The sequence below is a fragment of the Pseudoxanthomonas sacheonensis genome (assembly GCF_031455975.1).
In the GTDB taxonomy this organism is placed as follows: domain Bacteria; phylum Pseudomonadota; class Gammaproteobacteria; order Xanthomonadales; family Xanthomonadaceae; genus Pseudoxanthomonas_A; species Pseudoxanthomonas_A sacheonensis_A.
Map to the genome: position 1 here is coordinate 1,320,691 of NZ_JAVDTT010000001.1, position 15,479 is coordinate 1,336,169.

The following is a 15,479-nucleotide window of genomic DNA, read 5'->3' on the forward strand; positions in this document are numbered from 1 at the left end:
CGCAATATCCCGAATCCTGTTGATACACCCACGACACCGCCGGAGGGGCCATGTCGAATATTTACCAGTTCCCGGACGATTTCGTCTGGGGAAGCGCCACCGCCGCCTATCAGATCGAAGGCTCCCCGCTCGCCGATGGCGCCGGCCCCAGCATCTGGCAGCGCTTCGCCCATACGCCGGGCCGCATGCTCAACAACGATACCGGCGACGTAGCCTGCGACCATTACAACCGCTGGCGCGAAGACATCGCGATCATGAAAGAGCTGGGCATGCAGGCCTACCGCTTCAGCATTTCCTGGAGCCGGGTGCTGCCCGAGGGCAAGGGCCGCGTGAACCAGAAAGGCGTCGATTTCTACGAACGCCTGGTCGACACCCTGCTGGAGAACGACATCCAGCCCGTCGCCACCCTCTTCCACTGGGATCTGCCCGCCGCACTGGACGACCAGGGCGGCTGGTTGAACCGCGATATCGCCGGCTGGTTCGCCGATTACGGCCGTTTGATGTTCGAGCGGCTGGACGGCCGCATCAAGCGCTGGGCCACCCTCAACGAACCCTGGGTGGTCACCGATGGCGGTTATCTGCACGGTGCGTTGGCGCCGGGCCACCGCAACCGTTTCGAAGCGCCCATCGCCTCGCACAACCTGATGCGCGCGCATGGCGCGGCAGTGAAAGCCTACCGCGAAGTGGGCAAGCACGAGATCGGGCTGGTGGTGAACATCGAGCCCAAGTACTCGGCCAGCGATAGCGCTGAAGATCTCGCTGCGACCCGTCGCGCCGAAGCCTACATGAACCGTCAATACCTGGACCCGGCGTTCTTCGGCACCTATCCGGAAGAACTGCGCGAGATCTTCGGCGAAGCCTGGCCGGAGTGGTCGCAGGACGACATGGACCTGATCAAGCAGCCGTTGGATTTCATCGGCGTCAACTACTACACCCGCAACGTGGCCAAGCACGACGAACTGAATTGGCCGCTGAAGGTCGCACCGGTCCGGCAGAACCAGCATACGTATACAGAAACCGGCTGGGAGGTATTCCCGCAAGGGCTGACCGACACGCTGGTGTGGGTGAAGGAACGCTATGGCAACCCCAAGGTTTTCATCACCGAGAACGGCGCGGCCTTCTTCGATCCGCCCAAATCCGAAACGAACTCTTCGGGGGCCCGCCGCGTGCGCGATCCCTTGCGTCTCAGCTACTTGCGCCAACATCTGCGTGCAGTGCACGCGGCGATCGAGGCCGGCTGCGACATCGGCGGCTACTTCGTGTGGTCGCTGCTGGACAACCTCGAGTGGTCGCTGGGCTATTCCAAACGGTTCGGTATTGTCCACGTGGATTTCGAAACCCAGACCCGCACACCGAAGGACAGCGCACGCTATTATGCGAAAGTTGTCGCCACTCACGGCGCAGCGCTGAGCAACGAGGACGACTGAGTCGGATGCCGCGGAATACTCTCTGTAACCATCGCCTGAAGTACTCCGCATGACCGCCACGCCCCCTGCTCCCGCAGAGCGTGCTTCTATAGAGCGCGCATCTATAGAGCGTGTACTGCTGGCCGATATCGGCGGCACCAATGCGCGCTTCGCGCTGGCCGATACCTCGCTGGAAACGCCGCTCATCGTCGATAGCGTCGGCGAATTCGCGGTCGCGGATTTCCCTTCGCTTGCAGATGCGGCCCAGCACTACCTGGACAAGACCGGCGCGACAGCGCAGAACGGCGTGTTCGCGGTGGCCGGCCGCGTCGATGGCGACGAGGCCCGCATCACCAACCATCCCTGGGTCATCTCGCTGTCGCGTACGCGCAGCGCACTGGGCTTCGACGCCATCAAGCTCGTCAACGATTTCGCCGCGCAGGCGATGGCGGTGTCGCTGCTGACTCCGGCCGATGTGGTGCCGATCGGCGGCGCACGCTGGTCGCCCGCGCCCGCATCGGTGAACAAGACCTACGCCGTCATCGGCCCGGGCACCGGGCTGGGCGTAGGCGGCCTGATCGTGCGCGACGGCCGTCGCTATCCGCTGGAAACCGAAGGCGGCCATGTCAGTTTTCCGCCCGGCACGCCGGAAGAGATCGAGATACTCGAGAAATTGTCAGCGCAGTTCGGCCGCGTTTCCAACGAACGCCTGATTTGCGGACCCGGCCTGGTCAACCTGCACCGCGCCCTGAGCGAGATCGCGGGGGAAGACCCTGGTCCGATGCAACCGGCCGACATCACCGCGCGCGCCGCGGCGGGCGATCGCCGCTGCATGCGCACCCTGGATGTGTTCTGCGCGGTGTTCGGCGCCATCGCCGGCGATCTGGTGTTGAGCGCCGGCGCCTGGGACGGCGTATTCCTCACCGGCGGACTGGTGCCCAAGCTGCTGTCGTCGCTGCAGCATTCTGGCTTCCGCCAGCGCTTCGAACACAAGGGCCGTTTCTCGCCGGCCATGTCGCGCGTGCCCACCCTGGCCGTCGTGCATCCGCGTCCTGGACTGCTAGGCGCGGCCGCCTTCGCGGTGGAAAGCTTCGGCGTGAAGTAACCCCCGCAGCGCTCGTGCGGGGTTGGTACGCAGTGGTATTTGACTGGCATTCAAAATAGCCAAGAAACGAAACTCCAGAACGGCTAAACTCAGTCGGGCGGAGCGCTTTCCCAGACCCATTCAGATAATTGGTATTGTTGTGGTCTGTTAGCGGAAAGGTCTTGCTCTGCATCCGCCGGCCTTCAGTGGCAGCGGATCTTCGTTCCCTGCCCCTTCCGCAGACCCAGCCTCCGCCATGACCCTGCATCCGCGCCTCCACGAAATCACCGAACGTCTCCGCAAGCGCAGCGCCGATTCGCGGCGCGCCTACCTGGCCGGCATCGACGCCGCCCATCGCGAAGGCCCCAACCGCACGCGTCTGAGCTGCGGCAATCTGGCCCACGCCTTCGCCGCTTCCGGCAAGACCGACAAGGGTCGCTTGCGCGCCGATGTCACCCCCAACCTGGGCATCATCAACGCCTACAACGACATGCTGTCGGCGCATCAGCCGTTCGAGCATTACCCGGAGATCGTGCGCCAGGTGGCTCGCGAGCTCGGCGCCACCGCGCAAGTCGCCGGCGGCGTACCGGCGATGTGCGACGGCGTCACCCAGGGCCGTCCGGGCATGGAACTGTCGCTGTTCTCGCGCGACAACATCGCCCAGGCCACCGCCATCTCGCTGAGCCACGACATGTTCGACGCGGCCCTGTACCTGGGCGTCTGCGACAAGATCGTGCCCGGCCTGCTGATCGGCGCCCTCGCGTTCGGTCACCTGCCGGCGATGTTCGTGCCCGCCGGCCCGATGACGCCGGGTATTCCGAACAAGAAGAAAGCCGAAGTACGCGAGCGCTATGCCGCCGGCGAAGCGACCCGCGAAGAACTGCTGGAAGTGGAAGCGGCTTCGTATCATGCCGCCGGTACCTGCACTTTCTACGGCACCGCCAATTCCAACCAGGTGTTGCTGGAAGCGATGGGCCTGCAACTCCCCGGCACTTCCTTCGTCAATCCGGGCACGCCGCTGCGCGATGCGCTGACCCGCGCCTCCACCGAACGCGCCTTGCGCATCACCGCCCTGGGCAACGACTATCGCCCCATCGGCCATCTGATCGACGAGCGCGCCATCGTCAACGCCATGGTCGCGCTGATGGCCACCGGCGGTTCCACCAATCACACCATCCACTGGATCGCCGTCGCGCGCGCCGCGGGCGTCGTGCTGACCTGGGACGACATGGACGAACTTTCCCAGATCGTGCCGCTGCTGGCGCGCGTGTATCCGAACGGCGACGCCGACGTGAATCGTTTCGCGGCCGCCGGCGGCACCCAATTCGTGTTCCGCGAACTGATCGACGCGGGCCTGATGCATGGCGATATCGCCACCGTCGTTGCCGGCGGCATGCGCGCTTTCTGCGATGAGCCGCGACTGACCGACGGCAAACTGGACTACACGCCGGGCGTGGCCAAGAGCGCGGACGAAGCGGTGGTGCGTCCGGTCAGCGACGCCTTCGACCCGCACGGCGGTCTGCGCCTGCTGCGCGGCAATCTGGGCCGTTCGCTGATGAAGATTTCGGCGGTGAAGTCCGAATACCACCGCATCGAAGCGCCGGCCGTGGTCATCGACGATCCACGCGCACTGAACAAACTGCATGCGGCAGGCGTGTTGCCGCAGGATTTCATCGCCGTGGTCCGCTACCAGGGACCGCGCGCCAACGGCATGCCTGAGCTGCATTCGCTCGCGCCGCTGCTGGGCCTGCTGCAGAACCAGGGCCGGCGCGTGGCGCTGGTCACCGACGGCCGCCTTTCCGGCGCCTCCGGCAAGATTCCCGCGGCGATCCATCTCACGCCCGAAGCGGCGCGTGGCGGCCCGATCGGCAAACTGCGCGAAGGCGACATGATCCGTCTCGACGCCGAAGCCGGCACCCTCGAAGTCCTCATCGATGCGGATGAGTGGAACGCACGCACGCACGCGCCCAATACCGCGCCCGCCGCGCAGGACCTGGGCCGCAATCTGTTCGCCTGGAGCCGCAATCTGGTGACTCCCGCCGACCAGGGCGCGCTGTCGATTTCCTGCGGCCCGCCCTCGCCCGAAGGCGGTTGGGAATACGATGCGGAATACGAGTTGGGGCACGATCATGCTGCGGCCGGAGCTCCGCATGAAGCCAAAGACGCCTAGCTCTTCCTTCTCCCACCGGGAGAAGGTGCCCCGAAGGGGCGGATGAGGGCGTGCTCTCTCCGTCACGACAGACTTTCACTACAAACCGATACTCCCTCCATTCCCTCATCCGGCGCTGCGCGCCACCTTCTCCCAATGGGAGAAGGAACCGCTCACTTGGAACCAACATGACCATCGCCCAGCATCAACAGAAAGCCGAACAACTCCTCCGCGCCGCCGGCATCCTGCCCGTGGTCACCGTGCATACGCTGGACGAAGCCCGCAAAGTCTCCGCGGCGCTGCTCAAGGGCGGCCTGCCGGCGATCGAGCTGACCCTGCGCACGCCGGTGGCGATGGAAGCACTGGCGATGCTGAAGAAAGAACTGCCGGATATCGTGATCGGCGCGGGCACCGTGCTGACCATCGAGCAGATGGAGCAATCCATCGCCGCCGGCGCCGACTTCCTGGTCACGCCAGGCACGCCTTCGGAAATGGCCGACGCCTTGGCCAAAGCGCCGATCCCGGTAGTCCCCGGTGCGGCGACGCCGACCGAACTGCTGTCGCTGATGGCGCGCGGTTTCCGCGTGTGCAAGCTGTTCCCCGCCAGTGCCGTGGGCGGCCTGGCGATGTTGAAAGGCCTGGCTGGCCCGCTCTCTGACCTGAAGATCTGCCCCACCGGCGGCATTACCGAAGACAACGCCGCCGACTATCTGTCACAGCCCAACGTGGTCTGCATCGGCGGATCGTGGATGGTGCCGAAGAACTGGATCGAGGCCGGCGAGTGGAACAAGGTTACTGCCAGTTCGGCGAAGGCTGCTGCCATCGTTGCCGAGGTACGTGGGGCGTAGTCCGCTGTTCAGAGCTTCTTGTAGTGGTACGCCATGCCGACCAACGTTCCATCCGGAACACCGACTAGCCGGAATGCCGTAGGAGCGACGTAAGTCGCGAAGGATTGCCGGAAGAAGATGTATTCGCGACCTACGTCGCTCCTACGGCAATCGACATTGTTCTAGGGCATCTCGGCTATCACGCGCGCGGGCAACTTCAACACGCGCAGCTCACCGTCCTTCCACTCCGCGAGTTGTCCGTTGACGGTCGTTTTCCCGGGCGCGCTCGGATACGGCCATGGCAGCACCAATCCGCCCACTGGCAGCTTGAGGCCTCCATCGGTCTGCAGCTCCAGCTTGCCGCCCACCCGACGTAACGAATAACCCAGCTTGCCCTCCGGCGTGCGCAGGTCGCGGATGGCGATGCCCTTCCCTTCCAGCCAGTCCGTCGGGATGCCCGCCGCCAGCACGATGCTGTCGTCCGACTCGCGCGCATAAGCGAACATATCCAGCGCCGAACGCACGAAATCCGACGCCACCCACGCATGCGGCAGATCGCCGACGAAGAACGGCTTGCGCGGCGTGCGCGACACGACTTCCGCCCACTGGTTCCAGGGCTGCGGCGCACGGTCCTTGAAGAAGAACTGCACCGCGTCCCACGCCCGCTCGCGCCAGCCCAGGCGCACGAAGGCCGACACATTCCGCCATTCATAAGGCGTGTAATCCTTCCACTCGCGCGTCCCGTTGCTGCGTTTCTCGAACTCTTTCCAGTAGCGCTCGAAGGTCGCATCCAGCAATTGCTTCGGCATCCTGTCCTGCTCGCCGCCGGGGGCTAGACCGATGGTGGTCGAGGTGGCGTCGAAATCGCCCAGCTCCGCCGAGCCCGGCAGGAAGTCGATGCCGTGCTGCCGCACCGCAGCCTGGAAAGAAAGGTACAGGTCCTCATGGAACTGGTCGCGCGAAGCGGCGAAGCGCTTGGCGTCTTCGTCCTTGCCCAGCCAAAGGGCCACGTCCACCGCGTCCTTGTAGCCGCGCAGCGCCCAGAAATTGTCCCAGTACGAATGCACCGGCTTGGCCGAATAGCCTTCGTGGCTGATCGACACCGGCATCATTCCGTAGAAGGCAGGGTTGAGCGCGCGGTTGGCCTCGGTGCGCTCACTCAGGCGCAATTTCTCCATGTATTCGTACGCACCCAGCACATGCGGCCACATCTCTTCCAGGAACGCCTTGTCGCCGTCGTAGCGGTACAGCTCGGCGATGTTGTAGATCAGTTCGCCGTGGCTGTCGTTCTCCGGCACCGGGTCGCTGCCGCGGTCGTCCACGCAGCACGGCACCATGCCGTCCTTGAACTGGTACGGCGCATAGAATTCGACATAGTCGCGCACCACTTCCTCGCGGCCCATGCGCAGCAGGCCTTCAGAGATCATCGCCCCGTCGCGTATCCAGCTGCGCGCGTACGAACGCGTGCCCGGTTGCAGGCGCGGGCCGATGCGCGAAATCAGCATGTGTGCGGTGGCGGTACGCAACGTATCGACCAGTGCCTGGCCCTGCGGCGGAACCTTGATCCGCACCTGATCCAGTTTTCCGCGCCACTGCGCGGCGACCTGTTCTTGGGCGGTGCGGGCATCGAAACCGGTGGTGGCGACGTGGTCATAGGCGATGCCGCCTTCCAGCGGCAGTAGCCATGCTACTTCGCGGCTTTCCCCAGGCGTCAGCTTGATCCGGTACAGCAACGCACCGGAAGCCAGTCCTGTCGAATCCTCTTCCACTCTTGCTAGCTTGGCGTCCGTGCTGCTCCAAAGATCGTCGCCCGCTTGCAATCGCCGGGCGATCATGCCCGCGTCGAAAGGCGTCGCCAGCATCGCATCCGCTGGCTCGACGGCTTCCACGATCTTATGCTGGAGCGTATCGGGCCTGTCGGTATCGTTGTTGATCCAGAGGTGGGTTGGGGTCAGCTGCAGCTCGGTGATCGCACTGATGCCGCCGGGAGTATTGAGGAACTGGCTGGATGGATTGACCTGCCAAGGCTGCACCGCCAAGGCGAGCACGTAGTCGCGCGTGCGCTTGCCGGTGTTCGTAAGCCGATAGCGTCCCACCAGCTTCGCATCGCCCGGCTCGCCCTCGGCAAACGCGGTCACACGCAAACCGAAATCGGCATGCTTCCAGTCGACGCTGGGAATCGGCAGATACCCGTCCTGCAAGGACTGGTTCAACTCGACGTCGGCCCAGGTGACCAGCTTGCCGTCGACTAGGACCATGGGCGCGATGCTGGGCGCGCCCTTGCCGAGTTCGATCGCACCGTCTTCGCCGATCAGGCCCTGCTCGTGGCCGCCGTCGATGCCGACGATGGTCCAGTACGGCTGCTCGCCGACGAAGCCACGCGGAAACCAGCCGCGCGGACTTTCGCCAGCGACCGACTTGATGAAATCATTGGGCGTCGCAGCGAACTGCAGCGGCTCTATCACCGCCTCGGCAAGCCCGAACGATTTCCCAGGTCCAGCGCCCACGCTCAAACGCAAATAACGCGCTTCGGATTCGGGAAGCGCCAGATAGTCGCTGCCGCCGTCGCCGCCCACCACGGTGCGCACGTCGCGCCAATGCGCGCCGTCCTCAGAGAGCTGCAATAGATAGTCCGAGGCGGATTCGCCTTGTTTCCACACCAGTTTCAGGCCGCCGAACTCGCGCTGCTTGCCCAGATCCAGGGTCAGTTGCGGCTGTTTCGCGGCGGCGAAGTCCGCATACCAGGCCGTCTCCGGATCGCCATCCAACGCATTGCCGCCCACGCCGCTGCCATTGGCTGCCGATGCGCTGGCCGTGGCAGCGAGCGGCGAACGGTCCTCCGGCGCCAGTGGAGTGAAGGTCAACTCGTCGAAGCACACCGAACCTTTGCCGCCCTCGTTGTTGTAGACGGTGTATTCGAGTTTTGCGCTCTTGCGCAGGACACGGTCGGGATCTGGACCCCAAGCCTTGTCGATATGCCGTTTCTGGTAGCGCACGCCGGTCCATTGGTGCGGGTACTCGTACCTGGGCTTGTTGACCCACCACACGTTGTCGCCGCTGGCGTCGGTGACCTTGAACTGCAGGTCGTTGCGCGGCGAGTCGCCACGGAGTTGGAAATCGAACCGGTAGTTCTGCGGATACTCCAGTGGCAAGGTACGTTGGATGCCTGCATAGCCGGAGACGCCGTGATAGTCGTAGTCCAGGCACAGCGCCTTGCCTTGCGCGCCTTCGACCTGGCGAAGAGCGGCGGTGACCTGGTTGGACGTGACCACCCGCCACGTGGAGGCATCGCTGAAGTCGTCGAGGATACGGGACCTGCTTTGCGCGTTTGCGGTGGTTGCGACCAATCCTAGGCAAGCAGCCAAAAGAAATAATCTCGTCATTCCCGCGAAGGCGGGAACCCAGTGACTTGCGCTTCTGAGCTTCCTTGGTGAAGCAAAGTCGCTGGGTTCCCGCCTTCGCGGGAATGACGATTTCATTTTCATCGGTGTTTCAACCCTTCTTTATCCCTTCACGCTTCCCAACAACAAACCCTGGATGTAGTAGCGCTGCAACACCAGGAACAGCAACAGCACCGGCAGGATGGTCACCACCGAGCCGGCCATCATCAATTCGTAGTCCATCACGTGTTCGCGCGACAGCGAGGCCAGCGCCACCGGCAGCGTCTGCAGGCTCTCATCGCTCAACACGATCAACGGCCACATGAAATCGTTCCAGGCGCCAAGGAAACTGAAGATAGCCAGCGTCACCAGGATCGGCTTCAGCGCCGGCAGCACGATCTGGAAGAAGATCCGCCATTCGCCGGCGCCATCGATGCGCGCAGCTTCCAGCAATTCGTCGGGAATGGTGCGCGCGTACTGACGTACCAGGTAGATACCGAAGATCGCGGCCATACCGGGCACGATGGCGCCCATATAGGTATTCACCAGCCCCATCTGCTTCAGCAGCAGGAACAACGGCATCATCGCCACCTGCGCGGGAATGACCAGCGCGGCCAGCAGCGCACGGAAGGTCCGGTCGCGGCCCTTGAAGCGCAATTTGGCGAAGGCGTATCCCGCCAACGTATTGAACAGCACCGACAACAGCATCACGCAGGTGGAGATGAGGAAGCTGTTGAACAGAAAGCGGCCCATGCCCGCGCGCACGAACAGTTCCCGGTAGTTGGCGAAGGTGGCCTGCGACGGCAGCAGTGGCGGCGGGAAGTGTCCGGCTTCGCCGGTCTGCATGAACGACACCGACAGCATCCACAGCAGCGGCGCCAGGCTGACGACGGCGACCACCCCCAGAAGTCCGTTCACGACCAGCGACGGAAGCAGGCGGCGCTTCATTCGACGCCCTTGCGGCGCGCGAACCACAGCAATCCGCTGGTCGTCGCCACCATCAGCACGAACAACAGGAACGCGACCGCCGAGGCGTTGCCCAGGTTCCACCACTTGAAGCCTTCTTCGTACATCAGGTACAGCACGCTCTTGGTACTCTCCAGCGGCCCGCCCTGGGTCATCACGTATGGTTCGGCGAACAGCTGGAAATAACCGGCCATGGTCAGGATGCTCACCAGCAGCAGCACCGGCCCCAGCATCGGCAGAGTCACATGGCGGAATTGCTTCCAGGTGCCGGCGCCATCGATGCGCGCGGCTTCGTACAAATCTTCCGGAATGCTCTGCAAACCAGCCAGGAAGATGATCATGTTGTAGCCGAAGTTCTTCCACACCGCGAACAGGATGATGGTCGGCATGGCCCAGTGTGGATCGCCCAGCCAATCAATCGCATCGATGCCGACGGACGACAGGCCCCAGTTCACCAGTCCGTACTTGGTGTGGAAGAGATAGCGCCAGATCACCGCCACCGCCACTACAGTGGTCACTACCGGCGCGAAGAACGCGGTACGGAAGAAAGGCTTGAACCGCCCCGCCTTGGAATGCAGCAGCAAAGCCGCCCCCAGCGACATCGCCACCGACAGCGGCACTCCCACCACGACGAAATACAGGGTGTTGCCCAGCGATTTCCAGAACAAGGGGTTCTGCAACAGGCCTGCATAGTTGCCCAAGCCGACGAACCGCAGGTTATTCAGGTCGGCAAGGGCGTAGATGTCGAAGTCGGTCAGGCTCAGCGCCAGCGCCGCGATCACCGGCAGGCCGAAGAACAAGCCAATCACGGTCAGCGCCGGTGCCGCGAACATCCAGCCTGCGGTCGACGGTTTCATGGCGCCCCTGCCTTGCCTTTCGCCTGGTCGAGCATCCAGCGCCTTTTTTCCAGGAACCTGTCCGCCCGTCTGTCCATCTCCTCGGCGGCTTCGTCCACGCTCATGCGGCCGTTGGCCACTTCCTCGCCTATCACCCGCATTTCCTGCGCGATGCGCTCCCATTCGGGAACTTTTGGCGTGGCTACTGCGCGCTCCAGTTGCTCGCGAAAAGCCTTCGCATGCCGGTCGTTAGCCAGTGCAGAGGTCTGCCAGGGCGAACGCCGCGGCGGAAGGTCGCCGGTCAACGAATGGAATTTCGCCTGCGTCTCGGGCAAGGACAAATACTGGATCAGCTTCCACGCCGCAGCCTTGTGCTGCGATTGGCGGAAGACCACGAAACTGGTGCCGTTGGCCAGCGATGCGCCCGGTCCATTCGGTCCCGGCAGCGGCATCGTCATCCAGTCGTCCTGCTGCTGTGGCGGCAAACGTTCCTTGAACTTGGCGATATTCCAGGGCCCGGAGATGTAATACGAATAGAAGCCCTTGCCGAACTCGTCCCATACGTTCGAAATCTGGTTGTTGGTCACCACCGGTGCGAGCTTCTGGTCGAAGATCTCTTTGTAGAAGCCCAGCGCATGCTTGAAGCCTGCGCTGCGGAAATTTCCGTAGCGCCCGCCCTCGCGCAACAGCGGTTCCGGTTCTTGGATCGCCAAGCTCAGCAATGGTTCGAACTCGTTCAGCGGCAGCAAGATCGCGTAACGCTCAGGACCCACTTCTCGCTTGACGGCGATCATGGCCGTCCGCCATTCGCCCCAGCTCTGCGGCACTTTGCCGACGCCGGCTTCCTTCAGCAGATCGGTCCGGTAGAACGGCAATCGTGTTTCCACGTACCACGGCACCGCATAGATCTTTCCTTCCACCACTCCACTGTCCCAAACACCGGGAAAATAGTCGGGCACATCGAAATCGCTGGCCGCCGCAATTTCTTCGTCCAACGGGTGCAATGCGTCCAACGCGGCGAATTCCGGAATCCAGGTATTGCCGATGGGCGAGACATCGGGGAGCGATTCGCCGGCGAAGGCGGTCAACAGCTTTTCGTGCGCCGACAGCCAGGGAAGCTGCTGCAGATCGACCTTGATGCCGGGGTTGCGGCGCTCGAATTCCGGTATCAACTGGGCGACCACCTCCCCTTCGTAGCCCATCGCCCAGAAGGTGACGACTTCGCGGTCGTCGGTCTTGCGGGCGCAGGCGACCGCCAGCGTGAACAACGCAGCGATCGCGAGAAGTCTGCGTAGCGTCATTGTCGTCCGCAACCCCAAGTCCCGTCCGCCGTCATCCCAGCGAAAGCTGGGATCCATTTTGCTGTTGAAGTGGAGACATCCTGGCCAGCTGATGGAAAAATCAAGATGGATCCCAGCTTTCGCTGGGATGACGGAGCGTGGCTATGCGGCCCGACATGGAGACAGGCCCAGGCTTCGTCCATTTCGTTCCGGCTCGACATTCGCACAGCTTACTGCGGCTGCTGCGGCCTCGGCGCCGCCTCTTGCTGGCCGTCGGGGTTGCCGGCACGCGATTCGGCGTTGCCCAGCGCGCGCGCGGTGGCCGCTTTCGGATCGCCCTTCGCCGCCGGTACCGGCTCGCCCTCCGGAGCCAGCCATCCGCCCTTGAATCCCGCACGCTCGAGGCCATCGCGGATGTGCTCGTTCTTCTTCATCACGTTCCAGACGAATCCGTTGCGGTAGTTGGCGATCATGGTCAGGATCGGCCCCTGGTCGATGCCGATGTAATCGCTGGATACCCAACCCTCGCCCGGCACCAGTCGCCCGGTCTTGAGCGGGATGTCGTAGTCGAAGCTGCGGTTGAACGAATCCAGGAAACCGTAGCTGGAATAGATGTATTCGCCATAACGATCGTGCATTTCCACGGTCGCGGGTATCACGATCTCGGGAGCGAAAGGCAAGGAGGCGACAGCGGCGGTCGGAGCGATGGTGCCGTCGTCGAAGTTCTCGCGCAAGCCGGCGCCGCGCGACGAGTAATGGCGGAACTCGCGCTGTTCGCCGCGATAGTCCTGCAGGGTCTGCTGCGGGCCGTCGCTGGCGGTCAGACCCCACACGTTCTCGCCGTAGTCCTTCCATTTCATCGGATTGGAGATGGCGTACGAGCGCTGCGCCAGCGTGGCGCGACGGCTGTTCTCGAAGTAGTCGATGCCGCGTTCGCGCATGTAGTCGTCCTGGATGCCCTTGAAGTCGATCCAGACGTGGCTGTACTGGTGGCCGAACAAGGGGCCGAAAGCCAGGAACTCCTGGTCCTGATAAACGCCCCACACATCGTTGTAGGTGCGCGTCCACACTTCCCACGCATCCGGGCTGACCGGGTGCGTAGGCGAGCCCAGCGCCAGGATGTAGACCATCATGGCTTCGTTATAACCCGCCCAGTCGTGCTTGATGAAACCGCTCTCCGGATACCAGCCCATCGAGATCAGCGGCTTGTTCTGCTGCATCCAGTTCCAGTCCACGCGTCGGTAAAGCTCTTCGGCGACGTCGCGGATCTCCTTCTCGCGCGGATCGTCTCGGTCGTAATAGGACTGCGCGAACAGCACGCCCATCATCAGCAAGGTGGTATCGACGCTGGAAAGCTCCACCCAGCTGTCGTAACGCTGGCCTTTCTGCATATCCAAGAAATGGTAGTAGAAACCCTTGTTGCCGCTCTTGCCCGTCCGCTGCGGTCCCTGCGGCATGTCGCGGAAGAATTTCAGCGTCAGCAAGGTGCGGTCCACCGCCTGATTGCGGCTGACCCAATTGTTCTCGATGCCGATCGGATAGGCGGTCAACGCGAAACCGACCGAGGCGATGCTGGCGAACGGACGCGACGGGAACCGGTCGGGCGTAAGTCCGTTCGTTTGATTCGTGGTGTCCCAGAAGAACTGGAACGTACGGCGCTCGATGTCGCGGAACAGCGGCGGCAGTTCCGGCTTGATGTCCTTGGCGGGCACGGCCGCGACCGGCTTGTCCGCCGGCTTCGGCGCCGCCGTAGGCGGCGGCGCCTTGTTGCATGCGGCCGCCAGGGCGATCAATGCACCCAGTGCGATCGTGCGGCCAAGTTTAAAATTTCCTGAATTCATCTAGCGGTCCGTTGTAAACGTTTTCATTTTAGGTCGTGGATCTGATCGCACGCTGACGCGCAATCCACCCAAGCTTTTCTACATGCCCGATGGAGGCGTGGCGGCGCAATATCGGTCGATGAAGGCCTGTTGCATCGGCATGGCATCGACGCAATCGGAAATCGTGCGTCCTATGCTGGCGACATAACGGGCCAGATCTTCATCCGGCAGCTGATCGACCATGGGATGGTAGCTCTGCGGCAGGATGCCCTGCCCGATCATGATCTGGACCCAACTCATTTCCGCGAACATCTCTTCGCCATTGCGGAAGAAACGGCCGCTGTCGCGGAACAGATCGATGTTGGCCTGCAGCTCGGGCGGAATCGACATCTTCCGGCATTCGCGCCAGAACCTGGTGTCGTCGCGTTCGGTAGCGTGGTAATGCAGGATCAGGAAATCGCGGATCCGCTCGAACTCGAAGCTCAATTGGGCGTTGTAGCGATCCACCAGGACATCGTTGACGCCCGCCCGCGGAAACAGGCTGAGCAATCTCATTATTCCCACCTGGATGAGATGGATGCTGGTCGCTTCCAGCGGCTCCATGAAGCCGCTGGAAAGCCCAAGCGCAACGACGTTCTTGTTCCAGAACTTTTTCCGACGGCCGGTGGTGAAGCGCAAGGGACGCGGATCGTCCAGCGCGCGTCCCTCCAGGTTCCGCAGCAGGGTCGCCGCCGCCTCGTCGTCGCTGATGTGCGCGCTCGAGTAGACATAGCCGTTGCCGGTGCGGTGCTGCAGCGGGATACGCCACTGCCATCCCGCTTCGCGCGCATTGGCGCGAGTGTAAGGGGCGGCAGGCCCGACGTTCTCGCTGGGCACGGCCATCGCACGATCGCAGGGCAACCAGTGGGTGAAGTCGATGTAGCCGGTCTTGAGTGTGTCTTCGATCAGAAGGCCTCGGAAGCCGGAGCAGTCGATGAAAAGGTCGCCGCGGATAACCTCGCCGTCCTCCATTTCCACCGCGTCCACGAAACCGCGTTCGGCGTGGAGCAACACCCGCGCAACGATGCCTTCGGTGCGCTGCACTCCCTTCTTCTCGGAATAGCCTCGCAGGTAACGCGCATACAAGCCTGCGTCGAAATGATAGGCGTAGGCGATGTTGGCCAGCGGCGAAGCCGGAGGCACATCGGAAGCGGAAACCATGAATTTCCCGCGCGGTGCAGCCAGCGCGCTCAGCAAATAGGCGCTGATGTCCGCGGCTTTTCCGGACTGGGAAGCCTTGATCCAGTACTGATGGAACGGGAGCATGCCCAGGCCGCGGCCGATCTCGTTGCCGAAGCCATGCATGTAGGAATCGCCGAGCCGGTTCCAGTCGTTGAACTGGATGCCGAGCTTGAACGTGCCCTGGGTATTGCGAACGAAATCGGCCTCGTCGATCTGCAGCAGGCTGTTGAACAGCCTGATATGGGGAATCGTGCCCTCGCCCACACCGACCGTACCGATGGCCTCCGATTCGATGAGCCGTATCGAGCACGCGTCGCCAAGCGTCTTGGAAAGCGCCGCCGCCGCCATCCAGCCGGCGGTGCCGCCTCCGACGATGACGATATTCTTGATCGCGTTTTCGCTCATCGGATTACGCTCTTCGCGCAATGACGGCCCAAATTCGTCATTTCATTCCAGCCATTTCCAACGCTTCCGTCCTATCGTAAGACAAGACCCGCGTTCGCGGGCCTT

Annotated in this window: 10 protein-coding genes; 4 read left to right on the plus strand and 6 right to left on the minus strand. The window is 63.0% G+C overall.

Annotation, left to right across the window (positions count from 1 at the left end; genetic code table 11):
- The first annotated feature begins 50 nt into the window (after positions 1–50).
- The 4 genes from J2W94_RS05890 (at position 51) to J2W94_RS05905 (ending at position 5,487) form a co-directional block, all read left to right on the plus strand.
- Positions 51–1,427, plus strand: a complete 1,377-nt coding sequence (locus tag J2W94_RS05890; RefSeq protein ID WP_310091022.1) for a GH1 family beta-glucosidase — start codon at positions 51–53, stop codon at positions 1,425–1,427.
- A 49-nt stretch (positions 1,428–1,476) separates the two neighbouring features.
- Complete coding sequence (glk, locus tag J2W94_RS05895) at positions 1,477–2,511, plus strand: glucokinase (protein ID WP_310091024.1); 1,035 nt, start codon at positions 1,477–1,479, stop codon at positions 2,509–2,511.
- A gap of 235 nt (positions 2,512–2,746) precedes the next feature.
- Positions 2,747–4,660 (plus strand): phosphogluconate dehydratase, encoded by a 1,914-nt coding sequence (edd, locus tag J2W94_RS05900; protein ID WP_310091026.1) that lies wholly within the window; start codon positions 2,747–2,749, stop codon positions 4,658–4,660.
- A gap of 167 nt (positions 4,661–4,827) precedes the next feature.
- Entirely contained in the window at positions 4,828–5,487 is a 660-nt protein-coding gene (locus J2W94_RS05905; protein ID WP_310091029.1) for a bifunctional 4-hydroxy-2-oxoglutarate aldolase/2-dehydro-3-deoxy-phosphogluconate aldolase, read from the plus strand.
- Positions 5,488–5,648: 161 nt separating this feature from the next.
- Here the strand turns inward: J2W94_RS05905 and J2W94_RS05910 are convergent, their stop codons facing one another.
- From J2W94_RS05910 to J2W94_RS05935, 6 genes are all read right to left on the minus strand, one after another.
- On the minus strand, positions 5,649–8,849 hold the full coding sequence (locus tag J2W94_RS05910; protein ID WP_430540550.1) for a discoidin domain-containing protein: 3,201 nt from the start codon (positions 8,847–8,849) through the stop codon (positions 5,649–5,651).
- 120 nt (positions 8,850–8,969) lie between these two features.
- Positions 8,970–9,794 (minus strand): carbohydrate ABC transporter permease, encoded by an 825-nt coding sequence (locus J2W94_RS05915; protein ID WP_310091032.1) that lies wholly within the window; start codon positions 9,792–9,794, stop codon positions 8,970–8,972.
- Positions 9,791–10,669, minus strand: coding sequence for a carbohydrate ABC transporter permease (locus tag J2W94_RS05920; RefSeq protein WP_310091035.1), 879 nt, complete (start codon positions 10,667–10,669; stop codon positions 9,791–9,793). Before J2W94_RS05920 ends, J2W94_RS05915 begins: the two co-directional genes overlap by 4 nt.
- Positions 10,666–11,949 (minus strand): sugar ABC transporter substrate-binding protein, encoded by a 1,284-nt coding sequence (locus tag J2W94_RS05925; protein WP_310091038.1) that lies wholly within the window; start codon positions 11,947–11,949, stop codon positions 10,666–10,668. The genes J2W94_RS05920 and J2W94_RS05925 overlap by 4 nt, the downstream gene beginning before the upstream one ends.
- Positions 11,950–12,158: 209 nt before the next feature.
- Positions 12,159–13,769 carry a glucoamylase family protein gene (locus J2W94_RS05930; protein WP_310091040.1) on the minus strand — a complete coding sequence of 537 codons (1,611 nt, stop codon included), beginning with the start codon at positions 13,767–13,769 and terminating at the stop codon, positions 12,159–12,161.
- 78 nt (positions 13,770–13,847) lie between these two features.
- A complete protein-coding gene (locus tag J2W94_RS05935) occupies positions 13,848–15,374 on the minus strand; it encodes a tryptophan halogenase family protein (RefSeq protein WP_310091042.1) in 1,527 nt (508 codons plus the stop codon).
- Positions 15,375–15,479 lie beyond the last annotated feature (105 nt).